The organism is Bordetella parapertussis (assembly GCF_020735925.1).
Taxonomy (GTDB): Bacteria; Pseudomonadota; Gammaproteobacteria; order Burkholderiales; family Burkholderiaceae_B; genus Bordetella; species Bordetella pertussis.
The window spans coordinates 2,507,560-2,526,886 of record NZ_CP085971.1 but is presented as its reverse complement, the minus strand read 5'-3'; the positions used below and the strand labels follow the sequence as shown (position 1 = coordinate 2,526,886).

At 70.3% G+C, this 19,327-nt stretch carries 21 protein-coding genes and 1 pseudogene; 2 read left to right on the top strand and 20 right to left on the bottom strand.

Annotation, left to right across the window (positions count from 1 at the left end; genetic code table 11):
* Window positions 1-2: 2 nt before the first annotated feature.
* The 7 genes and pseudogenes from LK409_RS12080 to LK409_RS12050 all read right to left on the bottom strand — a co-directional run.
* Window positions 3-575: a hypothetical protein gene (locus tag LK409_RS12080; protein WP_226376557.1), complete on the bottom strand. Its 573-nt coding sequence runs from the start codon at window positions 573-575 to the stop codon at window positions 3-5.
* 56 nt (window positions 576-631) lie between these two features.
* Window positions 632-943: a hypothetical protein gene (locus tag LK409_RS12075; RefSeq protein WP_010928737.1), complete on the bottom strand. Its 312-nt coding sequence runs from the start codon at window positions 941-943 to the stop codon at window positions 632-634.
* 26 nt (window positions 944-969) lie between these two features.
* On the bottom strand, window positions 970-1,764 hold the full coding sequence (locus tag LK409_RS12070) for an ABC transporter permease (protein ID WP_010928736.1): 795 nt from the start codon (window positions 1,762-1,764) through the stop codon (window positions 970-972).
* A gap of 1 nt (window position 1,765) precedes the next feature.
* A complete protein-coding gene (locus LK409_RS12065) occupies window positions 1,766-2,605 on the bottom strand; it encodes an ABC transporter permease (protein ID WP_003811610.1) in 840 nt (279 codons plus the stop codon).
* 10 nt (window positions 2,606-2,615) lie between these two features.
* Entirely contained in the window at window positions 2,616-3,668 is a 1,053-nt protein-coding gene (locus LK409_RS12060) for an ABC transporter substrate-binding protein (RefSeq protein WP_010928735.1), read from the bottom strand.
* Between the two features lie 25 nt (window positions 3,669-3,693).
* Window positions 3,694-4,158 carry a TOBE domain-containing protein gene (locus tag LK409_RS12055; RefSeq protein ID WP_226376571.1) on the bottom strand — a complete coding sequence of 155 codons (465 nt, stop codon included), beginning with the start codon at window positions 4,156-4,158 and terminating at the stop codon, window positions 3,694-3,696.
* A gap of 174 nt (window positions 4,159-4,332) precedes the next feature.
* Window positions 4,333-4,748: pseudogene (locus tag LK409_RS12050) on the bottom strand (ABC transporter ATP-binding protein); the annotation flags it as partial.
* A gap of 148 nt (window positions 4,749-4,896) precedes the next feature.
* On the opposite strand from LK409_RS12050, the gene LK409_RS12045 reads away from it, so the two are divergent.
* Entirely contained in the window at window positions 4,897-5,691 is a 795-nt protein-coding gene (locus LK409_RS12045) for an IclR family transcriptional regulator (RefSeq protein ID WP_010926601.1), read from the top strand.
* 10 nt (window positions 5,692-5,701) lie between these two features.
* Here the strand turns inward: LK409_RS12045 and LK409_RS12040 are convergent, their stop codons facing one another.
* The 8 genes from LK409_RS12040 to LK409_RS12005 form a co-directional block, all read right to left on the bottom strand.
* Complete coding sequence (locus tag LK409_RS12040) at window positions 5,702-6,481, bottom strand: SDR family NAD(P)-dependent oxidoreductase (RefSeq protein WP_003811603.1); 780 nt, start codon at window positions 6,479-6,481, stop codon at window positions 5,702-5,704.
* A gap of 11 nt (window positions 6,482-6,492) precedes the next feature.
* Window positions 6,493-7,182: a dienelactone hydrolase family protein gene (locus LK409_RS12035; RefSeq protein WP_033446840.1), complete on the bottom strand. Its 690-nt coding sequence runs from the start codon at window positions 7,180-7,182 to the stop codon at window positions 6,493-6,495.
* A 53-nt stretch (window positions 7,183-7,235) separates the two neighbouring features.
* Window positions 7,236-7,970, bottom strand: a complete 735-nt coding sequence (locus LK409_RS12030) for a GntR family transcriptional regulator (protein WP_225665641.1) — start codon at window positions 7,968-7,970, stop codon at window positions 7,236-7,238.
* A gap of 14 nt (window positions 7,971-7,984) precedes the next feature.
* Entirely contained in the window at window positions 7,985-9,271 is a 1,287-nt protein-coding gene (locus LK409_RS12025; RefSeq protein WP_010928732.1) for a TRAP transporter large permease, read from the bottom strand.
* Window positions 9,272-9,290: 19 nt separating this feature from the next.
* Complete coding sequence (locus tag LK409_RS12020; RefSeq protein ID WP_010928731.1) at window positions 9,291-9,797, bottom strand: TRAP transporter small permease subunit; 507 nt, start codon at window positions 9,795-9,797, stop codon at window positions 9,291-9,293.
* Entirely contained in the window at window positions 9,776-10,810 is a 1,035-nt protein-coding gene (locus LK409_RS12015) for a TRAP transporter substrate-binding protein (RefSeq protein WP_010928730.1), read from the bottom strand. The genes LK409_RS12020 and LK409_RS12015 overlap by 22 nt, the downstream gene beginning before the upstream one ends.
* A gap of 111 nt (window positions 10,811-10,921) precedes the next feature.
* Window positions 10,922-11,905: an agmatinase gene (locus tag LK409_RS12010; RefSeq protein ID WP_003811592.1), complete on the bottom strand. Its 984-nt coding sequence runs from the start codon at window positions 11,903-11,905 to the stop codon at window positions 10,922-10,924.
* A gap of 65 nt (window positions 11,906-11,970) precedes the next feature.
* Window positions 11,971-12,966: a tripartite tricarboxylate transporter substrate binding protein gene (locus LK409_RS12005; RefSeq protein ID WP_010926603.1), complete on the bottom strand. Its 996-nt coding sequence runs from the start codon at window positions 12,964-12,966 to the stop codon at window positions 11,971-11,973.
* Window positions 12,967-13,141: 175 nt separating this feature from the next.
* Here LK409_RS12005 and LK409_RS12000 point away from each other — a divergent pair, with 175 nt between their 5' ends.
* On the top strand, window positions 13,142-14,044 hold the full coding sequence (locus LK409_RS12000) for a LysR family transcriptional regulator (RefSeq protein WP_003811588.1): 903 nt from the start codon (window positions 13,142-13,144) through the stop codon (window positions 14,042-14,044).
* Between the two features lie 7 nt (window positions 14,045-14,051).
* On the opposite strand, the gene LK409_RS11995 is transcribed toward LK409_RS12000, so the two are convergent.
* The 5 genes from LK409_RS11995 to LK409_RS11975 form a co-directional block, all read right to left on the bottom strand.
* Window positions 14,052-14,837, bottom strand: coding sequence for a hypothetical protein (locus tag LK409_RS11995; RefSeq protein ID WP_010928728.1), 786 nt, complete (start codon window positions 14,835-14,837; stop codon window positions 14,052-14,054).
* On the bottom strand, window positions 14,834-15,571 hold the full coding sequence (locus LK409_RS11990; RefSeq protein ID WP_010928727.1) for a hypothetical protein: 738 nt from the start codon (window positions 15,569-15,571) through the stop codon (window positions 14,834-14,836). The genes LK409_RS11995 and LK409_RS11990 overlap by 4 nt, the downstream gene beginning before the upstream one ends.
* A gap of 101 nt (window positions 15,572-15,672) precedes the next feature.
* A complete protein-coding gene (locus LK409_RS11985; RefSeq protein WP_010928726.1) occupies window positions 15,673-16,758 on the bottom strand; it encodes a substrate-binding domain-containing protein in 1,086 nt (361 codons plus the stop codon).
* 40 nt (window positions 16,759-16,798) lie between these two features.
* Complete coding sequence (locus LK409_RS11980) at window positions 16,799-17,764, bottom strand: ABC transporter permease (protein WP_003811581.1); 966 nt, start codon at window positions 17,762-17,764, stop codon at window positions 16,799-16,801.
* Window positions 17,754-19,307, bottom strand: coding sequence for a sugar ABC transporter ATP-binding protein (locus LK409_RS11975; protein ID WP_003811578.1), 1,554 nt, complete (start codon window positions 19,305-19,307; stop codon window positions 17,754-17,756). The genes LK409_RS11980 and LK409_RS11975 overlap by 11 nt, the downstream gene beginning before the upstream one ends.
* Between the last annotated feature and the right edge of the window lie 20 nt (window positions 19,308-19,327).

Genomic DNA, 19,327 nt, shown 5'->3' with positions numbered 1-19,327 from the left:
CTTCAGCGGACGCTGGCCTGGTCGTGGCTGTTGGCCGCCAGCAGCGGGTTGGCCGGCACTTGGCGCAGCGTCACCTCGCCGCTGTCGGCGTCGATGCCGACGGCCACCAGATACCATTGGCGGGCCACCACGGCGCGCGCCAGCGTCAGGCGGCGAGCCTTGCCCGCCTGCGCCTGCTCCCAGAACAGGCAGCCGGCCTTGTCCAGGCCCAGGGCGTAGCCGGTGCCGGCGGCGCCGTCGTGGCGCGCCAGGATGATCTGCTCATGGCCGCTTTGCGGCAGCGTGGGCATGATGGCCAGCACCCAGCTCCTGGCGCCGCGCGCCGGTTCGGCAAAGGGCGGCGCGACCGCGCGCGAGCCGGTCTCGGTGTGTTGCGGGCGGCCTTGCACGCCGCGCGCGATGCCGGCCAGTGCGACGGTCTCCTTCAGGCCGGGCGCGCCCGGCGAGACATCGCCGCTGCGGATGCGAACCAGGTCGGCGTCGTAGCGCAGCGCGCGGGCGCAGCTGGCCTTGAATTCGATGGTTTCCCCGGGAGCGACGGTCCAGGTGCTGGGGTAGCCAAGTATCTCGTACATAGGGGTTCCGGAAGAGGCGTTGGATTCGATGGCGCAGCGGCGGCGGCGGGCCGGGACTAGTCCAGGCCCACCACCGGCCAGGGATAGGGCGAGTGGATGGCCCAGCGGATCTTGAGAATGGCCCACTGGGCCTCGGCCAGCGTGGCGTAGCGTTCGGCGTGCAGCGCCACGGGGTCGCCGCGCCGCTCGCCCAGGGTGCCGATGGCGTACTCGCTGTAGGGCCGGGTGCACACGATGACCTGCTTGCCCGCCATGGGCTCCATGCGCAGGCGGTTGAGCAGCCGGTTCAGCTTGAGCGGCCGCGTCTTGGTCGTGGTGGTGCGGAAGTGCCTGAGCAGTTCGGCATCCTCGGGCTGGATCTCATACATGGACGGTCTCCGGTAGGGGGGCGATGTCAGCGCTCGCGCTGCGGGGCGGCGAACAGCTCCAGCCCCACGGTGCGCTCGAGCAGCAGCACCAGCGAAAGCGTGAACAGGATCAGGAAGGTGGCGATGACGGCGATGACCGGGCTGGCGCTTTCCTGGATCTGCGTCAGGATGCGCACCGGCAGGGTGTTGACGTCGGGGGCGATGAGGAAGATCGTCACCGTGGCTTCGTCGAACGACACGATGAAGCAGAACAGGAAGGCCGTGATCAGCCCGGGCCGCAGCATGGGCAGCGTGACGGTGCGCAGCACCTGCAGCGGCGTGGCGCTCAGGCTCATGCTGGCTTCCTCCAGCGCCGGGTCCAGCTTGCGCAGCGCGTTCAGGATGGGCCGGTAGGCAAACGGCAGGGTGATGATGCAATGCGCCAGCACGATACCCAGGTAGGTGCCGCCGATGCCCAGCAGGCCCAGCACGCCGAGAAAGGCCACGCCCAGCGCGGCGTTGGGAAACACCAGCGGCAGCATGATCAGGGTTTCGAGCAGCCCGCTGCCGGCGAAGCGGCGCCGCGCCAGCACCAGCGCGGCCAGCAGGGCCGCCGTGGTGCTGATCAGCGCCACCCCCAGCGCCACCGCGGCGCTGACCAGCAGCAGCAGCGAGATCCATTGCCAGTCGGTGAAGAACTCGACATACCAGCGCAGCGACAGCGCATCCAGCGGCACCGAGAAATAGCCGCTCTGGGTGAACGACGAGATGGCGACGATGACGATGGACAGCGGCAGGAAACCGAACAGCAGGCACAGCAGCAGCAGGCGGGCGGTCTTCATCTCAGGCGCCCCTTCCCGATACGCGGGCGGCCACGCGCCGTTCCAGCCATTGCAGCGGAATGACCAGCGTGAACGCGGTCAGCAGCAGCACCACGGCCATGCTGGCGGCCTTGGGGTAATCGAACACCTGCAGCACATCCTGGTAGATCTGCGTGGCCAGCATGCCGTCGCGCACGCCGCCCAGCAGCAGGGGCGTGACGATGGCGCCGGTCGACAGCAGGTAGACCAGCATGGCGCCGGTGATGACCCCGGGCATGCTCAAGGGCAGCGTGACGTGCCAGAAGGTCTTGAAGGGGCCGGCCGACAAGGTCTGCGAGGCCTCGTCCAGCGAGCGGTCCAGGTACAGCAGCACCGCCAGCACCGACACGATGAAGAACGGACAGAACACGTGCACCAGGCCGATGACCACGCCGGTCATGTTGAAGATCAGGCGCAGCGGCGTATCGATGACGCCGGCCGACAGCAGCATGGAGTTGAGCGTGCCGCGCGGGCCGAGGATGACCATCCAGCCATACGTGCGCACCACCACGCTGACCAGCCAGGGCATGATGACCAGCATCATCAGGAAATTGCGGTTGCCGCGGTAGCGCGCGATGGCGTAGGCGATCGGATAGCCGACCAGGGCCGCGCACGCCGTCACCGCCACGGCGATGACGATGGTGCGCACCAGCACCGCCACATAGTCGGGGCGCTCGAAAAAGCGCACGAAGTTGTCCAGCCCCCAGCCCGCGCCGGTGTGCAGCGATTCGACCACCAGGTAGCCGACGCCGACCACGAACAGCGCCACCAGCAGGGCCGGCGGCGCCAGCAGCAGCAGGGGAGGCCGGATCGCCCGCATCATGGCCCGCGCCTCAGCGCGCCGCGCCGGCCATGGCGCGCTCGACCGCTTCGATGCGGGTCTTGCGCGTCTTGGCGATCAGGTTCCAGTCGGGCTGGTACAGCTGGTCGCGCAGCTTGTCCAGCGGCTGGCCGAGTTCCTTCTCGGCCGCGGGCGACAGCCTGGCCTGGCTGTTGAGCGGCATGTAGCCGGCGATCTCGGCGATGCGTTGCTGGCCCTCGGGCTGGCCGACGTATTCCAGCCACTTCATGTAGTGCTCGCGGCCTTGCGCGCCCTTGGGCACCACGACCAGGTACGGCAGCATGAGCGCGCCTTCCTTGGGCACCACCAGTTCGACATTGCGCTGCCCGTCGCGCTGCATCTGCCAGATGCGGGTGGAGTAATAGGGCGCCGCGGCCACCTCGCCGCGCTGCAGCAGCTGGTTCATCTGCGCCATCGAGCTGTACATGGTCAGCGCGTTCTTGCCCAGCGCGGTCAGCAGTTCGAGGCCCTTGGCGGTGTCGCGCTCGCTGCCGCCCTCGGCCACCGACATGATGGTCAGGTCGTAGGCGGAGCTGTACACCGGGCGCGTGACCGACAGCTTGCCGGCCCACTTGGGATCGGCGAGGTTCTTCCACGAGGCGAAGTCGGCCGGCTTGGCCAGGTCGGTGTTGACGGCAATGCCGTAGTAGGCGAAGTAGGTGCTGACGCCGATCAGGCGGCCATTGGGCGCCTTGAGCAGGTACTTGTCCGGCATGTTCTTGAGCGCCGGGAAATCGGCCATGTCGAAATCCTCGAGCAGGCCGTCCTCGTACATCTGGGCGGCCTCGAACAGCGAGGACAGCACCGCGTTGAACTTGGGCGCGCCTTTCTGGGCCCGCACCTGCGCCTCGGGCGTGGGCACCTCGACGATCTTCACCTCCAGCTTGCTGGCCTTCATGAAGGGCTCGGCGTACGCCTCGCGCCAGGCCTTGCCGACCCCGCCGCCCCAGGTCGCCATGGTGATGTCCTGCGCGGGCACGGCGGCCGAGGCCCCCAGCATCGAGGCGGCCAGCGCCCACTTGGCAAATCGCTGCGTGATGTTCATGTTGGCTCCTGGAGAGTGCTGCGAGTCAAAGGGAAACGACACAGACGCGCCGGTCGTCCCAGGTCAGGCCGACGGTGGCGCCCGGCTCGGGCGGCGCGCCGTCCTCGGCGCCGTGCCAGTCGGCCAGCAGCTTGCGCTGGCCCACGGCCAGCCACAGGCGTGTGTTCTGCCCGGCATAGACGCGGCGCAGCACGGTGGCGCGCAGGCGGCCTTGCTCGAGCGCGGCGATGCGCAAGTGTTGCGGGCGCAGCGAGACGCCGACCCGCGCGCCCTCGGCCCACTGCGCGGCGGGCGGCTGCAGGCTGCAATCCCAGTCGGCCAGCCGCACGCGCGGCGCGCCGCCGGCCTGGCGGTCGACGGTGCCTTCGAGAAAATTGGTGTCGCCGACGAACTCGGCCACGAAGCGGGTAGCCGGACGTTCGTAGACGGCGGCCGGCGTGTCGACCTGCTCGATCGCGCCGTTGCGGAACACCGCGATGCGGTCGGACATGGTCAGGGCTTCCTCCTGGTCGTGCGTGACGAAGATGAAGGTCGTGCCCAGCGACTCCTGGATCTGCTTGAGTTCGGTCTGCATCTGGCGCCGGATCTTCATGTCCAGCGCGCCCAGCGGCTCGTCGAGCAGCAGCACGCGCGGCTCGGTCACGATGGCGCGGGTCAGCGCCACGCGCTGCTTCTGGCCGCCGGATATCTGGCCGATGTAGCGCTCGCCGTAGCCGGCCAGGCCCACCATCTCCAGCGCCTGCGCCACCTTGGCCTGGCGCCGGGCCGGCGGCACGCGGCGGATCTTCAGGCCATAGCCGATGTTCTCGGCCACGTTGAGATGGGGAAACAGCGCCAGGCTCTGGAACACCATGCCCAGCGGCCGTCGATGCGCACGTCGCCGGCGGTGGGCGTCTCGAAGCCGGCGATGATGCGGATCAGCGTGGTCTTGCCGCAGCCGCTGGGGCCCAGCAAGGTGAGGAATTCGCCTTCGCGCACGTCCAGGTCTATGCCGGCCAGGGCCGTGGTCGGACCGAACGTTTTGGTGACGCCGGATATCTCGAGGATCCGGGAGTCGCGCTGCGGGGAGTGACCTTCCATGCTCGAACAGCCTCGGGTTTGCGGGTAGGCGATGTCGGCAGGATAGGGGAACGGATATGCGCTGACAATAATGTTTACCCGTAAAACGGTTTAGAATTACCGTATAGCGATAATAATCACCCGAAATTCGGGTAAACGAGGAGTGCGTATGCTTGATTACGACGAGGAGCTGGCCAGCAATGCCATGTTCAACCAGTCGTTCGCCAAGGGCCTGAAAGCGCTGTTCGCCTTCCAGGGCCACCAGAGCGCCATGTCGCTGTCCGAACTGGCCGCGCGGCTCGACGCCAGCATCAGCTCGGTGCAGCGCACCGTCTTCACGCTGGAGCGCCTGGGCCTGATCAGCAAGTCGCCCAAGACCCGCAAGTATTCGCTGACGCTGCGCGTGCTGGAGCTGGGCTGCAACTACATCACGGCCGATGCGCTGGTGGAGGCGGCCAATCCGTTCCTGGCCGAGCTGTCGAACATCACCGGCGAGACGGTCAACCTGACCGAGCCGCTGGAGCGCGAGATGGTCTACGTCTCGCGCGTGGTGGCGGCCAAGTTCATTCCCATCCACATGCCCATCGGCAGCCGCATTCCCATGTATTGCACGGCGTCGGGCCGCGCCTACCTCAGCGCGCTGGACGACGCCCGCGTGCAGGCCATCCTCGACGGCTCCACGCTCAAGCGCCACACGCCCTGGACCGAGACCGATCCGGCGCGCCTGCGCGCCCTGATCGAGCAGGCGCGCGTGAGCGGCGTGGCGCACAACAAGGAAGAGCTGTTCCTGGGCGACATGACGCTGGCCGCGCCCATCGTGGGCGGGCGCGGCGCGCCGGTGGCCTGCGTGCACATCGTCGCGCCCACCAGCCGCTGGACCCAGGAAGAGGCCTTCGCGCGGCTGGCGCCGCCGTTGCGCGATTGCGCGCGCGGCATCGCCAACGCGGTGCGCGCCTTCACCTGAGCGGGCGCGTTCAGTTGGCCACGTAGCCGCCGTCGACCGGCAGCGTCACGCCCGTGATGTAGGCGGCCCAGTCGCTGGCCAGGAAGCAGATGGCGTTGACCACGTCGTCGACCGAACCGGGGCGCGCCAGCGGCACGCGGGCCAGGAAGCGGGTAAGCCCCTCGGGGTCGGCCACCGTGGCGCGCGTCATGTCGGTGACGGTCAGCCCGGGCGCCACGGCGTTGACGCGGATGCCGTCGGCGCCCAGTTCCAGCGCCAGCGCCTGCGTCATCTGCTTGATGCCGCCCTTGGACGCCGTGTAGGCGGCCGAATTCTTCACCGCCACGAACGAATGGATGGAGGCGATGTTGACGATGCAGCCGCGCGTGGCGCGCAGCTGCGGATAGAAGGCCTGCGCGGCCAGGTACGGGCCGTTCAGGTTGACGTCCAGCGTGGCGGCCCAGAAGTCGCGCGCCCGCGGGTCGTCGAAGGCGCTGCGCAGCAGCACCCCCGCATTGTTGACCAGCACGCCGCACGGCCCCAGCCGCTCCTGCGCGTCGCGCGCGGCGGCCAGCAGGGCGTCCTGGTCGGTGACGCTGATCGCGTAGGCGGCGGCCGCGCCGCCCAGCGCGGCGATGCGCGCGCAGGTGTCGTGCGCCGCTTCGCCGTTGATGTCGATCACCGCCACGGCGGCGCCGGCCTGGGCCAGCCGCAGCGCGGCGGCCCGGCCGATGCCGGCGCCGGCGCCCGTGACGACCGCGCTGCGGCCGGACAGGTCGAGGACCGGCGCGATGGACGGTACTGCCGTCATGGCGCGCAGCGTCAGGCGAGGTGGCGCTGCATGAACGCCACCGAGCGTTCCTCGGCCAGCGCGGCGGCCGCGGCGTCCCAGTGCTCGCCGCCGGGGCGGGCGAACGCGTGGTCGCAGCCTTCATAGACGTGCGCCTCGCATTGCGGCAGCTTGCCGGCCGCCTCCAGGATGACGGCGCGCGCCTCGGGCGGCACGAAGCGGTCCTGCTCGGCCACGTGCAGCAGCGTGGGCGCGGCCTGCGCGTCCACGGTGGGCAGCAGCTGGTCCAGCATCACGCCGTAGTAGCTGACCGCGCATTGCACCGGCGTGTCCATGGCCAGGCGCACGGCCAGGCGTCCGCCCAGGCAATAGCCCAGGCCGGCGACCTTGCCGCCGCTGCGTTCGGCCAGCCAGGCGCGGGCGGTGTCCAGGTCGGCGATGGCCTGGTTCTCGTCCATGGCCTGCATCAGGCGCACGGCCTGGCCGAAATCGGCCTCGGAGGTCGGGTCCAGCTGCACGCCCGGCTCCTGGCGCCAGAACAGGTCGGGGCACAGCACGTCGAAGCCCAGCCGGGCCCATTGGTCGGCGGCGGCGCGCATGGCGGGGTTAATGCCGAAGATCTCCTGGATCAGCACCAGGCCCGGCGCGCCGGCCGTGGGCGCCGGGGCGTGATAGGCCTCGAAGGTCTGGCCATCGCGGGTCTTGAGCGTGATCATGGTCATGTCGGATAGTCCTTTGCGTTGCGGTGGAACAGGCAACGCCCGCGCGGCGGGCGTCACGAAGATTGGGCGGCCGAGAAATCGATGCTGACTTTCTCGGGATGATGCAGCGAGCGCACGTATTCGACCAGCGCGCCGTCGGCCTCGTGCAGCCAGGCGCTGACCTGCAGCACCGGCGCGCCGGCCGGCAGGCCCAGCGCGCCGCTGGCGTAGCCGGGCAGGGCCACGGCGGTGACGCGGTGGCGCAGCCGAGCCACCTTCAGACTGTACACGCGCTCGATGACCGCATAGACGGAATCCAACTCGCCATGCAGCAGCGGCGCGATGCCCTGGTAGCGGCCGGGCACGAACACGCGCGTCCAGGTCGAGGGCGCGTCGTCGTCGACCAGGCGCCGGGTGCCGGTGACGCGCAGCCATTGGCCGGTGGCGTTGGGCAGCGCGGCCAGGCCCGGTTCGCCGCCCGAGCCCTCGACGATGGCGGTGTCGTCGATGCGCATGAGCGACTGGCCGGCGAACTCCAGCGCGTGCGCCAGGCCGTCCATGTGCTGCACGTAGCGGTGGCCGGGGGTATTGCGCAGGATGCGCGTACCCAGGCGCTTGACGCGTTCGACCATGCGATGCTCGACCAGGATCTCCATCGCATCGCGTATCGTGGCGCGGCTCACGCCCAGGCGCGCGGCCAGCTCGACCTCGGTGGGCAGGATGCTGCCCACCGGCATGGTGGCGATGTCGCCCATCAGGTCCTGGGCCACGCGGCGGTACAGCGGCGTTTTCTTGTCGGAATCGGTCATGGCGGGCAAGGATCTCAGTTGCGCAGCGTGCCGGGCAGCCACAGGACGATCTCGGGCCACACGGCCAGGGCCATGGCCCACGCCAGCAGCAGCAAAAAGAACGGCAGCGTGGCGCGCGCCACGAAACTGAGCGAACGCCCCGTGATCGATTGGATCACGAACAGGTTGAAGCCGACCGGCGGCGTGATCTGCGCCATCTCGACCACCACCACCAGGAAGATGCCGAACCAGATCGCATCGTAGCCCGCCGCCACCACCAGCGGCAGGGCGATGGGCAGGGTCAGCACGATGATGGAGGTGCCGTCCAGGAACATGCCCAGCACCACGTAGAACAGCAGCAGCAGCGCGATCAGCAGCAGCGGCGACAGGCCCAGTTCGCCGATGCGCGCGGCCACATACTTGGGCAGGCCGAGGTAGCTCATGGCCACCGAGATCAGCGCCGCGCCGGCCAGGATCAGCCCTATCATCGAGCAGGTGCGCACCGCGCTGCGGCCGACGGCCACCAGGCTGGCGCGCGTCAGCGAACGCTGCAGCAGCCCGATCGCCAGCGCGCCCAGCACGCCCACGGCGGCGACCTCGGACGGGCCGGCGATGCCCAGGTAGAGCGCGCCCATGATGGCGGCGATCAGCCCGATCACCGGCAGGATCTGCGCCAGCGCGGCGATGCGCTCGCGCAGCGTGTAGCCCGGCCCGGCGTCGTCGGGGCGCTGTGCGCGCAGCGCGATGTAGGCCATGTAGACGGCCGCCAGGCCCAGGCCGGGTAGCACGCCGGCGATGAACAGCTCGACGATGGACTGCTCGGCCAGCACGCCATAGACGATCATGATGAGACTGGGCGGGATCAGGAACCCCAGCGTGCCGGCGCCCGCCAGCGAGCCGATCGACAGGCGCGCGTCATAGCCGCGCTGCTGCAGCTCGGGCAGGGTGACGCGGCCGACGATCTGGGTGGTGGCCACCGAAGAGCCGCAGATGGCGGCGAACAGGGTGCAGCCCAGCACGTTGACGTGCGTCAGGCCGCCGGGCAGGCGTCCCACCCAGGGCGCCAGTCCGGCGAACAGCGAGCGGCCCACGCTGGTCTTGGCCAGGACCTCGCCCATCAGCACGAACAGCGGCAGCGACAGCAGTTCCTGGCTGGTCGACGCGGTCCAGACGATCTGGCCGGCCAGCACGTCCAGGGGCAGGTTGGGCTTGAACAGCAGCAACAGGAAGTAGGCCGCGCCGAACAGGCTCAGGCTGACCCATATCGAGGCGCCCAGGAACAGCAGCAGCAAGGCGGCGGTGACGACGGTGATGGCGATCATGATGGCGGGGCGGCGCGGGTCAATGGCCGGCGGCGCGGCCGCCGTCGGTTTCGGCCGGGCGGCCGGTCAGCTGGCGCGCGACGAAGGCCAGCGCCAGCAGCGCGGCGCCGGCCAGCACCACGGCCTGCGGGATGGCCAGCGGGGTCTGCATCACGGTGTTCGACACCAGGCCGCGCGCGATCGACTTGCCGGTCAGGCGCGCCAGTGCGACGACGATGACCGCCGACAGCGCCAGGCCGGCGCAACTGGCCGCGATATCCAGCAGCCGGGCCGGCCGCGCGGGCAGCGCATCGCGCAGGAACAGGACGCGGATGTGGGCGCCATGGCGCAGCGTGGCTCCCATGCCGAGGAAGAACGCGGCGGCCATGCCGTAGGCGCAGTACTCCCACGAGAACGGGATGCTGCGCCCCATGGCGCGCGCGCCCACTTCGGCCAGCATCAGCGCGGCGATGCCGTACAGCAAGGCGATGGCAAGGTGCTCGGCGCCGGCGCACAGCGCGTCGATCAGGCGTAGCAGGCGGTCCATGGCGGCTCGCTCAGGGCTGCTTGCGGTCTTGCAGATAGGCGTCGAGCAGCTGGCGCGCCTGCGGGCCCCGCCTGGCGCGCGAAAGCGTCCCACATCGGGCGGCCCACGGCGGCCACGCGCGCGCCGAGCGCTTCCGAGGGCGTGGCGATGGCGACCTTGTGCTCGCGCAGGATGGCCAGGTCTTTCTCGTCCTGCGCCGCGCTGATCTGCCAGAAGCGCGGCTCGAGCTCGGCGGCCGCGGCCTGCACGGCCTGTTGCTGCGCGGCGCTCAGCTTGTCCCAGGCGTCCAGGTTGACGGTGACCAGGCTGAGCGAGGTGGCCCAGTTCAGGGGCAGGAAATGCGGGGTGAATTCCCAGAACTTGCCGTCCACGCCGGAGGACGCGGAGGTGCCCACGCCATCGATGGTGCCCGCGGCCAGCGCCGGCACCACTTCGCCCCACGGCATCTGGGTGGGCGCCGCGCCCAGCTGGGCCATGAATTCGTAGGCGGCCTTGTCGTGCGCGCGCAGCTTCTGCCCCTTCATGTCCTCAGGAGTGGACAGGGCCTTGCGGCTGAACAGCCCGGGCGAGGGCCACGGCACGGCGTACAGGATGCGCTGGTTGTGGGCCGCGGCGATGCGGTCGTAGACCGGCCGGGCGTGGCGCAGGAAGGTTTTCATGTCGTCCTGGCCGGCGATCAGCCCGGGCAGGGCGTCCATGCCCAGGAGCGGCTCGACGCCGGCCTGTTGCGACACCAGCATGTCGGCCACCTGCACGATGCCGGACTCCACCGCCATCAGCGTGTCGGGCCCCTTGACGTTGAGTTCGCCGCCGGCGTGCACCGTGATCAGCACCTGGCCGCCAGTGGCCTCGCGCACCTTGGCGGCGAACGCCTCGGCGTTGCGGCTGTGGAAGTTGCCCGCCGGCCAGGCCAGCGACATGTCCCAGCGCTGCTGGGCATGGGCGGTCGCGGCGGCGGTCAGGGCGCACGCGCCCAGCGCGGCGCGAAGCAGGAAACGGACGGCGGCGGACATAGGTTTTCCCTTGGCTAATAAGTTCGTACTTATTCGATAAGTCCGAATCTTATTGGCGAACGGCGCCGCCGGGCACTAGGGAAAACACGGGCCGCGCGGGCGGCCCCGCGCTCAGCGCGCGTACATGGCGGCGAAGTCGGGCGCCGGGTCGGGATGGTCCAGCCCCAGGCGCTTGCACAGCAGCACCAGGCCTTCGACCATCAGCGCGGCCGCCAGCGATGCCGTGGTCCCATTGACGTCGTGCGGCGGGCTGACCGTATTGACGTCGATGGCGACGATGTTCAGGCCGGCCAGCCCGCGCAGGAACGCGATCGCCTCGCGCGCGCTCAGGCCGCCCCAGCTGGGCGCGCATACCCCGGGCGCGCAGGACGGATCCAGCACGTCCATGTCCAGGCACAGGTAGACCGGCCGTTCGCCCAGGCGCGCGCGCAGGTCCTGCAGCACTTCGGCCATGCCGCGCGCCAGCAGCTCGTTGAGCGGGATGATCTGGTAGCCGAAGTGGCGCGCATGGCGGAACACATGCTGGGTGAAGGTGGTGCCGCGCGTGCCGATATGAAACGCCAGCGAGGTGTCCACGCGGCCTTCCAGGGCGGCGTGCGTGAACTGCGTGCCGGCGTTGTATTCCTTGCCCTTGACGAAGGTGTTGGTGTCGGTGTGCGAGTCGAGGTGGATGACGGCCAGGCCCGGATGGCGTTTGCCGACCGCGCGCAGTTGCGGCAGCGACACGCTGCCGTCGCCGCCCATGGTGACCGGCACCGCACCGCCATCGACGATGGCGCCGACCGCCTGCTCGATGCGCTCGAAGGCATCGAGAATGTCGCTGGGCACCACGCGCACGTTGCCGCAGTCGATCACCCCGAGCCGCTGCAGCGGGTTGTAGTCGGCCAGTTCGGGGTTGAAGGTGCGCATCAGGCGCGACTGTTCGCGGATCGACTGCGGACCCTGGCGCGCGCCGATGCGAAACGCGTGCGTGCCGCAATCGAAGGGGATGCCGAGGATGGCCGCCCTGGCGCCGTCGATGGCATGGCGATGGGGCACGCCCATGAAGGTAGGTGGCGTGTCGCACAGGTCATGCAGCGCGCTGGGGGATGGCATGGCGGAGGTCTCCTGGCGGCGTGGCGCCGCCCGTGGTGGTTCGGGGAAGCGGCGGCGGCGCGCCGTTATTGCATGCTGACGCCGGCGGCGCGGGCGATGTCGCGCCAGCGCTGCAGGTCGCGCTGCAGCGTCTGGGCGAACGCCTGGGGTTCGCCGGCCTGCGCGACCACGCTCAGGCGCACGAACTGCTCGCCGATGGCCGGGTCCTTCATGACCTGGGCCAGCGCCTGCTGCAGCTTGTCCACGATGGGCTGCGGCAGTCCGTCCGGACCGAGGATGCCCCACCAGGTCAGGAAGGTCAGTCCGGGCATGCCGGCCTCGGCGAAGGTGGGCACGCCGGGAAAGGCCGGCAGCCGCTGCGGCGCGGTCATGGCCAACACTTGCAGCTTGCCCGAGGCGACGAAAGGCTGCGCCGAGGCATAGGTCGAGAACGAACCGTCCACGATGCCGGCCACGGTGTCGGTCAAGGCCGGCGCCGAGCCGCGGTACGGAATGTGGTTCAGCGAGATGCCCGCTTCGTGCTGCATGAGTTCGAGCAGCAGGTGGGTCGAGGTGCCGGCGCCGGCGCTGGCGGCCTTCAGCCTGCCCGGGTGCGCCTTGGCCTGGGCGATGAAATCGTCGAGGTCCTTGACCCGCCCGGCCGGCGCGTAGAGGAACGAGGGCGAGGTGCCGATGATGCCGACCGGGGCGAAGTCCTTGACGGGGTCATAGGTCACGGCCGGGTTGACCGCCGCGTTGACCACCAGCGGGCTGTCGGCCAGCAGCAGCGTATAGCCGTCGGGCGCGGCGCGGGCCACGAACGTGGTGCCGATCGCGGTGGCCGCGCCGGACTTGTTCAGGACCACCACGGGCTGGCCGAGGATCTCGCCCAGCGGCTTGGCCAGCAGGCGACCCAGCACGTCCGAGCTGCCGCCGGCCGGGTAGGGCACCACCAGTTCGATCGGGCGGGTGGGCCAGTCGGTCGCCGGCTGGGCGCAGGCCGCGGCCGCGGCCAGCAGGCCGGTGATGGCCAGCGTGGATTGGACGAACAGGCGCCGGGCGGCGGGCATAGTACGGAGCATGACGGTTTTCCCCTTGGTTCGAATCATCAGCCGGTAGTACCCTTTGCGCAGTCTCCGGCCGTGGCACCGAGTGTAGGAGGGTGTGCGGCGCGCCGGTTATAAGCATTCAAGGGGCATGCAGGCGGTTTGCTTATACGCGCGCCGCCCGCCGCGCCGCACCATGCCAGGGGAACGCATGCGCTTGCGCCATATCGAGGTTTTCCACGCCGTGATGGTCGGCGGGTCGCTGAGCGCGGCGGCCCGGCTGCTCAACATGACCCAGCCGGCCGTCTCGCAGACCATGAACAGTCTTGAACTGCAGCTGGGCTTCGCGCTGTTCCAGCGCGTCAAGGGCCGGCTTGCGCCCACGCCCGAGGCGCACGCGCTGCACGCCGAAGTGGAAAAGCTCAACAGCCAGCTCGATGCGGTCAAGCTGATGGCCGTCAACCTGCGCCAGGACGGGCCGGCGCGCCTGCGCATCCTGGCCGCGCCGGCGCTGGCGATGGAAGTGGTGCCGGACGCGCTGGCCGCCTTCATGGCGGACAGCCCCAATGCGCGCATGACGGTCAAGACCGGCTACTCGGGCGACATCCTGGCCGCCTTGCTGCTGCGCGATGCCGATATCGGCCTGGTCTACCGCTGCGCGCCGCAGGCGCTGATCCGCCAGGAAACGGTGGGCCGCGGCATGCTGGTCTGCGTGGCGCCGGCCGACCGCTACGCCGGGCGCGACCACGTCACGCTGGCCGACCTGCGCGACAGCGCTGTGTTCGTGCCGGAGCGGCGCCATCCCATGGGCCGCCGGCTGGCCGAGCTGTGCGCCGGCCAGGCGCTGGACGCGGACAACCACGTCGAGATCGAGCAGTTCCATGTGGCCCTCAAGCTGGCTACCGCCGGCCTGGGCGTGGCCCTGGTGGATTCGCTCACCGCGCTGGGCGCCGACTTGCGCCGGGTGCGCATCCTGGCGCTGCGGCCGGAGGTGGGGTTCGAGGTCTGCGTCGCCTATCCGGAGTTCGACGCGCATCCGCACCTGTCGCACCGCTTCGCGCGCTGCGTGCGGGAGGTGGTGGCCGCACGCCAGGCGCGCATGGCGCCGGGCTAGCCTGCACTTAGCGCGCCGCGTCGCAGGCAGCCATGGCGGCCACCCGCAGTTGCGGATCCTGCGCGACGAGGGCGCGCTGCAGGCAGGCGTCGTAGCCGCCGGCCGCTTGCGCCGGCGGGCCGCTGACCTGTTGCGCCAGCGACGCATCGAACTTGCGCAGCGCGCGCATCAGGACTTCGTTCTCGCGGCGATAGCCTTCGGCGATGGCGGTGGCGCCGCCGGTGCGCGCCCACATGTTGAAATGCTGCGCGTCTTCGCCGCTGGCGTCGGCAATGTGCCGCAGCTCCCGGTCGAAGAAGGCGACCTTGATGCGGGCGACCGAATCGTCCGCCGGATACGCATAGACATCGACGATCGCCAGCACGTCGCCGCTGGCCTGCGGCAGTTGGGCCAGGCTTACCTGTTCGACGCTGCCGAAATAGCGCTTCAGGGATGCCGCGACCCAGGCCAGCGGGTAATCGGGGTCGAACAGTTCAGCCCCGGCGCTGGCGATCGTGGCGTCGCCGAAGCGTTTGCCCTGCGCCATGGCGCGCGCGTTATCGTGGATTTTCCGTTTCCAGGCCGCGTTGGCCAGGGTGTTTTCGCTCAGTACCGCCACCGCCTTGACGTCGGGTCCGGCCGGCACCTTGGCCAGCGGCGACTTGGGGCGCTCGCCGGGGAAGATGCCGGCGGCGGCGTCCTTTTGCGGCGGAATGGGCGGCGCCCCGGCGCAGGCTGCCAGCAGCAGGGCGCACGAGAGAGCGCATAGCCGCATCAGGGCGCCGGGCAGGCGGCGCATGCGATCGGCGGTCACTTTGGCGCTCCCAGCGGATCGTAGGTGCCGAGGTGGTAGGGGCAGCCGGGCGCGGACGGGTCCGGGCAGCGCCCGCCGCCCTGAGGACCGGCCGAGCGCAGGTCGTACTGGGGCGAGTAGCCCGATCTCGACGGCGTGGCGGGCGGCTGTTGCGCGCCAGCCTGCCGCGCCTGCGCGGCGGCGGAGGTGATCGCCGCTGCGGCACCCAGGCCCGAGATGATGCTGTTGAAGGAGGCGTCGCGCGCCCTGCCACCGGACACTGCCGCATCGAAGCCGGCCTGCTTCGATGCGGGGTCGAAGCCGCCGGGTGCCAGGCCGGCGGAGAACGCCCGGGACGCGCCGCTATCGTCGGGCGCCGGGGCGGACTCGTTGGCCGCGAAGGCGCTCTTGCGGGCGCAGATGGCGCAGCCTTGCACCTTGACGTTGGCCGCCTTGATGGGCGAGGTGCCGGAGGTCGATTCGGTGTCCTGGTTGCGCCGTGTCAGCACCGTGGTGTAGGGCGTCTGGTCGATCAGGTACGACACGCGCGAGCAGGCGGGGGCGGAGCTTTGCACCAGCAGCTCGGCCGAGTAGGATGGCGCGCTGCCCCCCGTTTTCAGGATCCTGACCGTGGCGCTGCAGGTGCCGACCTGCTGCGCGCAATCGCATTCGAAGGCGTCGAAGGCCTGCGCTGGCGCGGCCAGCCAGAACCCGAGCAGTAGCGCAGGCAGCCTGTTGCGCAGCAAGGTCCACATGTTCGTCTCCCGTATGTGCGCCCGGCGCGACGCTTTCGGGAACGATTGTGAGGCCGCGCCGGCGCGCGCGCGCCCCCCATTTGGGGGGCCGGGCGCATCCGCTATCTGGCGGTCTCGATGCTCCAGCCCTGCGGCGGATAGTCGTAGAACGCGTACGGGTGGGTGTCGACGTTGGATTTGTCCACCACGGTGATGGGGACGTTGAAGTGCGGGTAGGGCACGCTGCGGGTCGGCTTGTCCAGCGGCGGCATGGGCAGTCCTTCGTGTTCGCGGATGGCGTACTGGACAATGAGGCGCCCCATGATGACGCCCGGCTCGGAGGCGACCGCGAGCAGGCGGCCCTCGCGGATCATGGCTTCGTTCTCCTTGACCATGGCCGAGGTCAGCACCTTGACGGGGCGGTTGGCCTGGCGGGCCGCGCGCACCGCGCCTATGCCCAGGAAGGTGACCGGGGTGAACACGTATTCGGCGTCCGGGGTGCGCATCAGCAGGTCCTGCGTCTGCGCCATGCCGTCGGCCAGGCTCATTTCGCCGCGGAAGGCCGCCGGCGTCAGCTTGGCGCCGCAGGCGGAGGCCACTTCCTTGAAGCCTTCGTAGCGCAGCCGCGGCCATTCCAGCCCGGCGGCTCCGGGCACGACGATGACCTGCTTGCCCTGCGCGCCGTCGTCGCACAGCGCCTTGCCCAGCACCTTGCCGATCAGGGTGTCGTCCTGCAGCACGCCGAAGGCGATCTTGTCGCTGTTGACCGGGATGCCGGCGGAAATGGTCTTGATGCCGGACCTGGCCAGGTCGGCGACCACCGGGTCGTAGCCCGAATAGGCCGCCGGCGACAGCACGGCGTAGTCCACGCCCAGGGTCTTGAACGACTGCAGTTGCGCGAACTGCTGCTGCACGTTGCCGTAGGCGCCGGCCACCGCCACCTGCACCACTTCCACGTTGCTGCGCCGCGCTTCGTCGACGATGCCGTAGGCGATGCCCTTGTAGAAATTGTCCAGCAGGTGCACCACGGTCACGCCCAGCTTGAGAGGCTGCCTGGCGACGATGGGTTCGACGATGCCCTGCAGGCGGTCGCCGTCGGATTCCTTGGCCTGCGCCGGCAGGCTGGCCAGGGCGCACGCCGCCAGGGCCAGGCCGGCAGCCTGGCGCGGCAGGCCCGGCCTGCGCGAGGTCTTGCCGAAGAGTGTCATGGTTGTATTCCCCTTGTGGTGTGACGGGCGCGGGCCCGGTTCAGCTTCGACGAAAGCGGTCCAGGATGACCGCGATGATGATGACCACGCCGACGACCAGCGTCTGGAAGTACGCCGATACGCCGGTGATGTTCATGGCATTGGAGAGCACGGACAGCACCAGCACGCCCAGAAAGACCTGCACGATGCTGCCGCTGCCGCCGGTCAGCGCGACGCCGCCCAGCACGACGGCGGCGATCGATTGCAGCGTCAGGCCGGGCACGGCTACCGGCTGGGCCGAACTGGTCCAGGCGGTCAGCACCACGGCGCCCACCGCGGCGCACAGGCCGCTGGCGGCATACACCATCACCGTGTAGCGCTGCACGTTCACGCCGGCCTTGGACGCTGCCGACTCGCTCGAACCCAGCGCGTAGACGTAGCGGCCGAACACGGTGCGCTTGAGCGCGAAGGCGGCGGCCAGCGTCACGGCGGCGGCGATCCAGACCATGTTGGGCAGGCCCAGGGTCCTGCCGAAGCCCACCGCGTTCACATAGGGCGCCGGCACGTCGTAGATGGGAACGCCGCCGGACAGGATCAGCGCGATGGCCTGGGTCACCGACAGCATGCCCAGGGTGACCACCAGCGGGGTGGTGCGAAAGCGCGCGATGATGAAGCCCGAGACGACGCCGGCGGCCAGCCCCACGGCCAGCATCACCGCCAGCCCCGCCGCGACGCCCCAGGCGGGCATGGCCAGCACGCCGGCCACGCCCGCCAGCGACAGCACGGACGACATGGACAGGTCCAGGCCGCCGCGCAGGATGGCGAACGCCTGCCCGACCGACAGGATCAGCAGCGGCACCAGCTGACAGGCCAGGTTGGTCAGGTTGTCCAGCGAGGCGAAACGCGGTTCGATCAGGCTGGCGACCAGCGCGATCAACGCGATGATCAGCGGCAGGATGGCGTCGGCCAGGCGCGCGGCCGGCGCGGGGCGCGCGGCGCGGGATACGGCCAGGGTCTTAGTGAGCATGCTGGGACTCCCGTTGGCCGAGGACATCGGCGAGGATGTGGGGTTGGCAATCCGGGCCGGGCTGCGCGTAGCGCGCGACGGCCGCGCCGTGGAAGAAGGTGTAGACGGTGTCGCACAGGGCGATCACCTCGGGCAGGTCGCTGGACAGCACCACGACGGTCAACCCTTGCGCGGCCGCCGCGCGCACCAGTTCGTGGATGTGCTGCTTGGCCAGGATGTCCACGCCGGCCGTGGGTTCGTGCAGCAGCAACAGCCGGCGCGCCGCGCCCAGGGCGCGGGCCAGCAAGGCCTTTTGCTGGTTGCCGCCGCTCAGGCTTTCGATCGGGTCGGCGGGGTCGCCGTGCTTGACGCCGGCGCGTTCGAGCTGTTCGCGCGCCCAGGCGGCCTCGCGGGCCGGATCGATGCATTGCCAGCGGCTGACGCGGTCGAGCTGGGTCAGCATCAGGTTCTCGCGGATCGAGCGGCCGGTCAGCACGCCGTGGCTCTGGCGGCCGGCCGGCAGCAGCCCCACGCCCTGGCGCAAGGCCGCGGCCGGATTGCGCGGCCGATAAGGGGCGTCGTCCAGGTAGTAGTCGGCGCGCGGCGGTCCGTCCAGGCCCACCAGGCCGTACATCAGTTCGCCCGCGCCGCAGCCCAGCACGCCATAGAAGCCCACCACCTCGCCGGCGCGCGCTTCGATGCCGGCCAGCCCGCCGCCGGCCGGCAGCGCGATGCGCAGCCGGGTGGCGCCGAGCCGGCGCGGCGCCTCGGCGGCGGCCGCCAGCACTTCGCGGCGTCCGGTCAGTTTCTCCAGCACCGCGTCGCTGGTGATGCCGGCGTGCAGGTCGAACGAGTCGACGCGCCGGCCATTGCGCATGATGGTGACGCAATCGCCCACCGCTTCGACGTCGTCCATGTGGTGGGTGACCAGGATGCAGGCGATGCCGTCGGCGCGCAGGCCGCGCACCACCTCGAAGAAGCGCTGCTTCTCGGCCGCGCCCAGCATGGCGGTCGGCTCGTCGAAGATCACGATGCGCGGGCTGCTCATCAGCGATTTGGCGATCTCCACCAGCTGCTGCACGCCGGCGGGCAGCTGGCGCACCGGCGCTTCCATGTCCAGGTCCAGCCCCAGCCGCGCCAGCACGGCGCCGACTTGCGCGGTCTCGGCGCCGCGCCGCAAGGGCGACCAGGGCCGGCGCCCGGCCTCGGCGCCCAGGCACAGGTTGGCGCGCACCGACAGGTCCGGCGCCAGCGACAGCTCCTGGTACACGACGGCGATGCCGCGCCGGCGCGCCTCGCTGGCGTCGGCCAGGCGCACTTCGTGGCCGTCGAGCAGCAGCGCGCCGCTGTCCGGCGCAAACAGCCCGGCGACGATCTTGCCTATGGTCGATTTGCCCGCGCCGTTCTCGCCCAGCAGGCAGTGCACCTTGCCGGCCTCGAACGATACGGACACATCGTCCAGCGCCTGGGTGGCGCCGAAGCGCTTGCTGATCTGCCGCAAGCGCAACAGCGGCGGCGGCTGGGGGGAGGGCGCCGCGCTGGCGGCGCCTTCGGAATGCATCATGGCGGCAACTCCCGAATGGC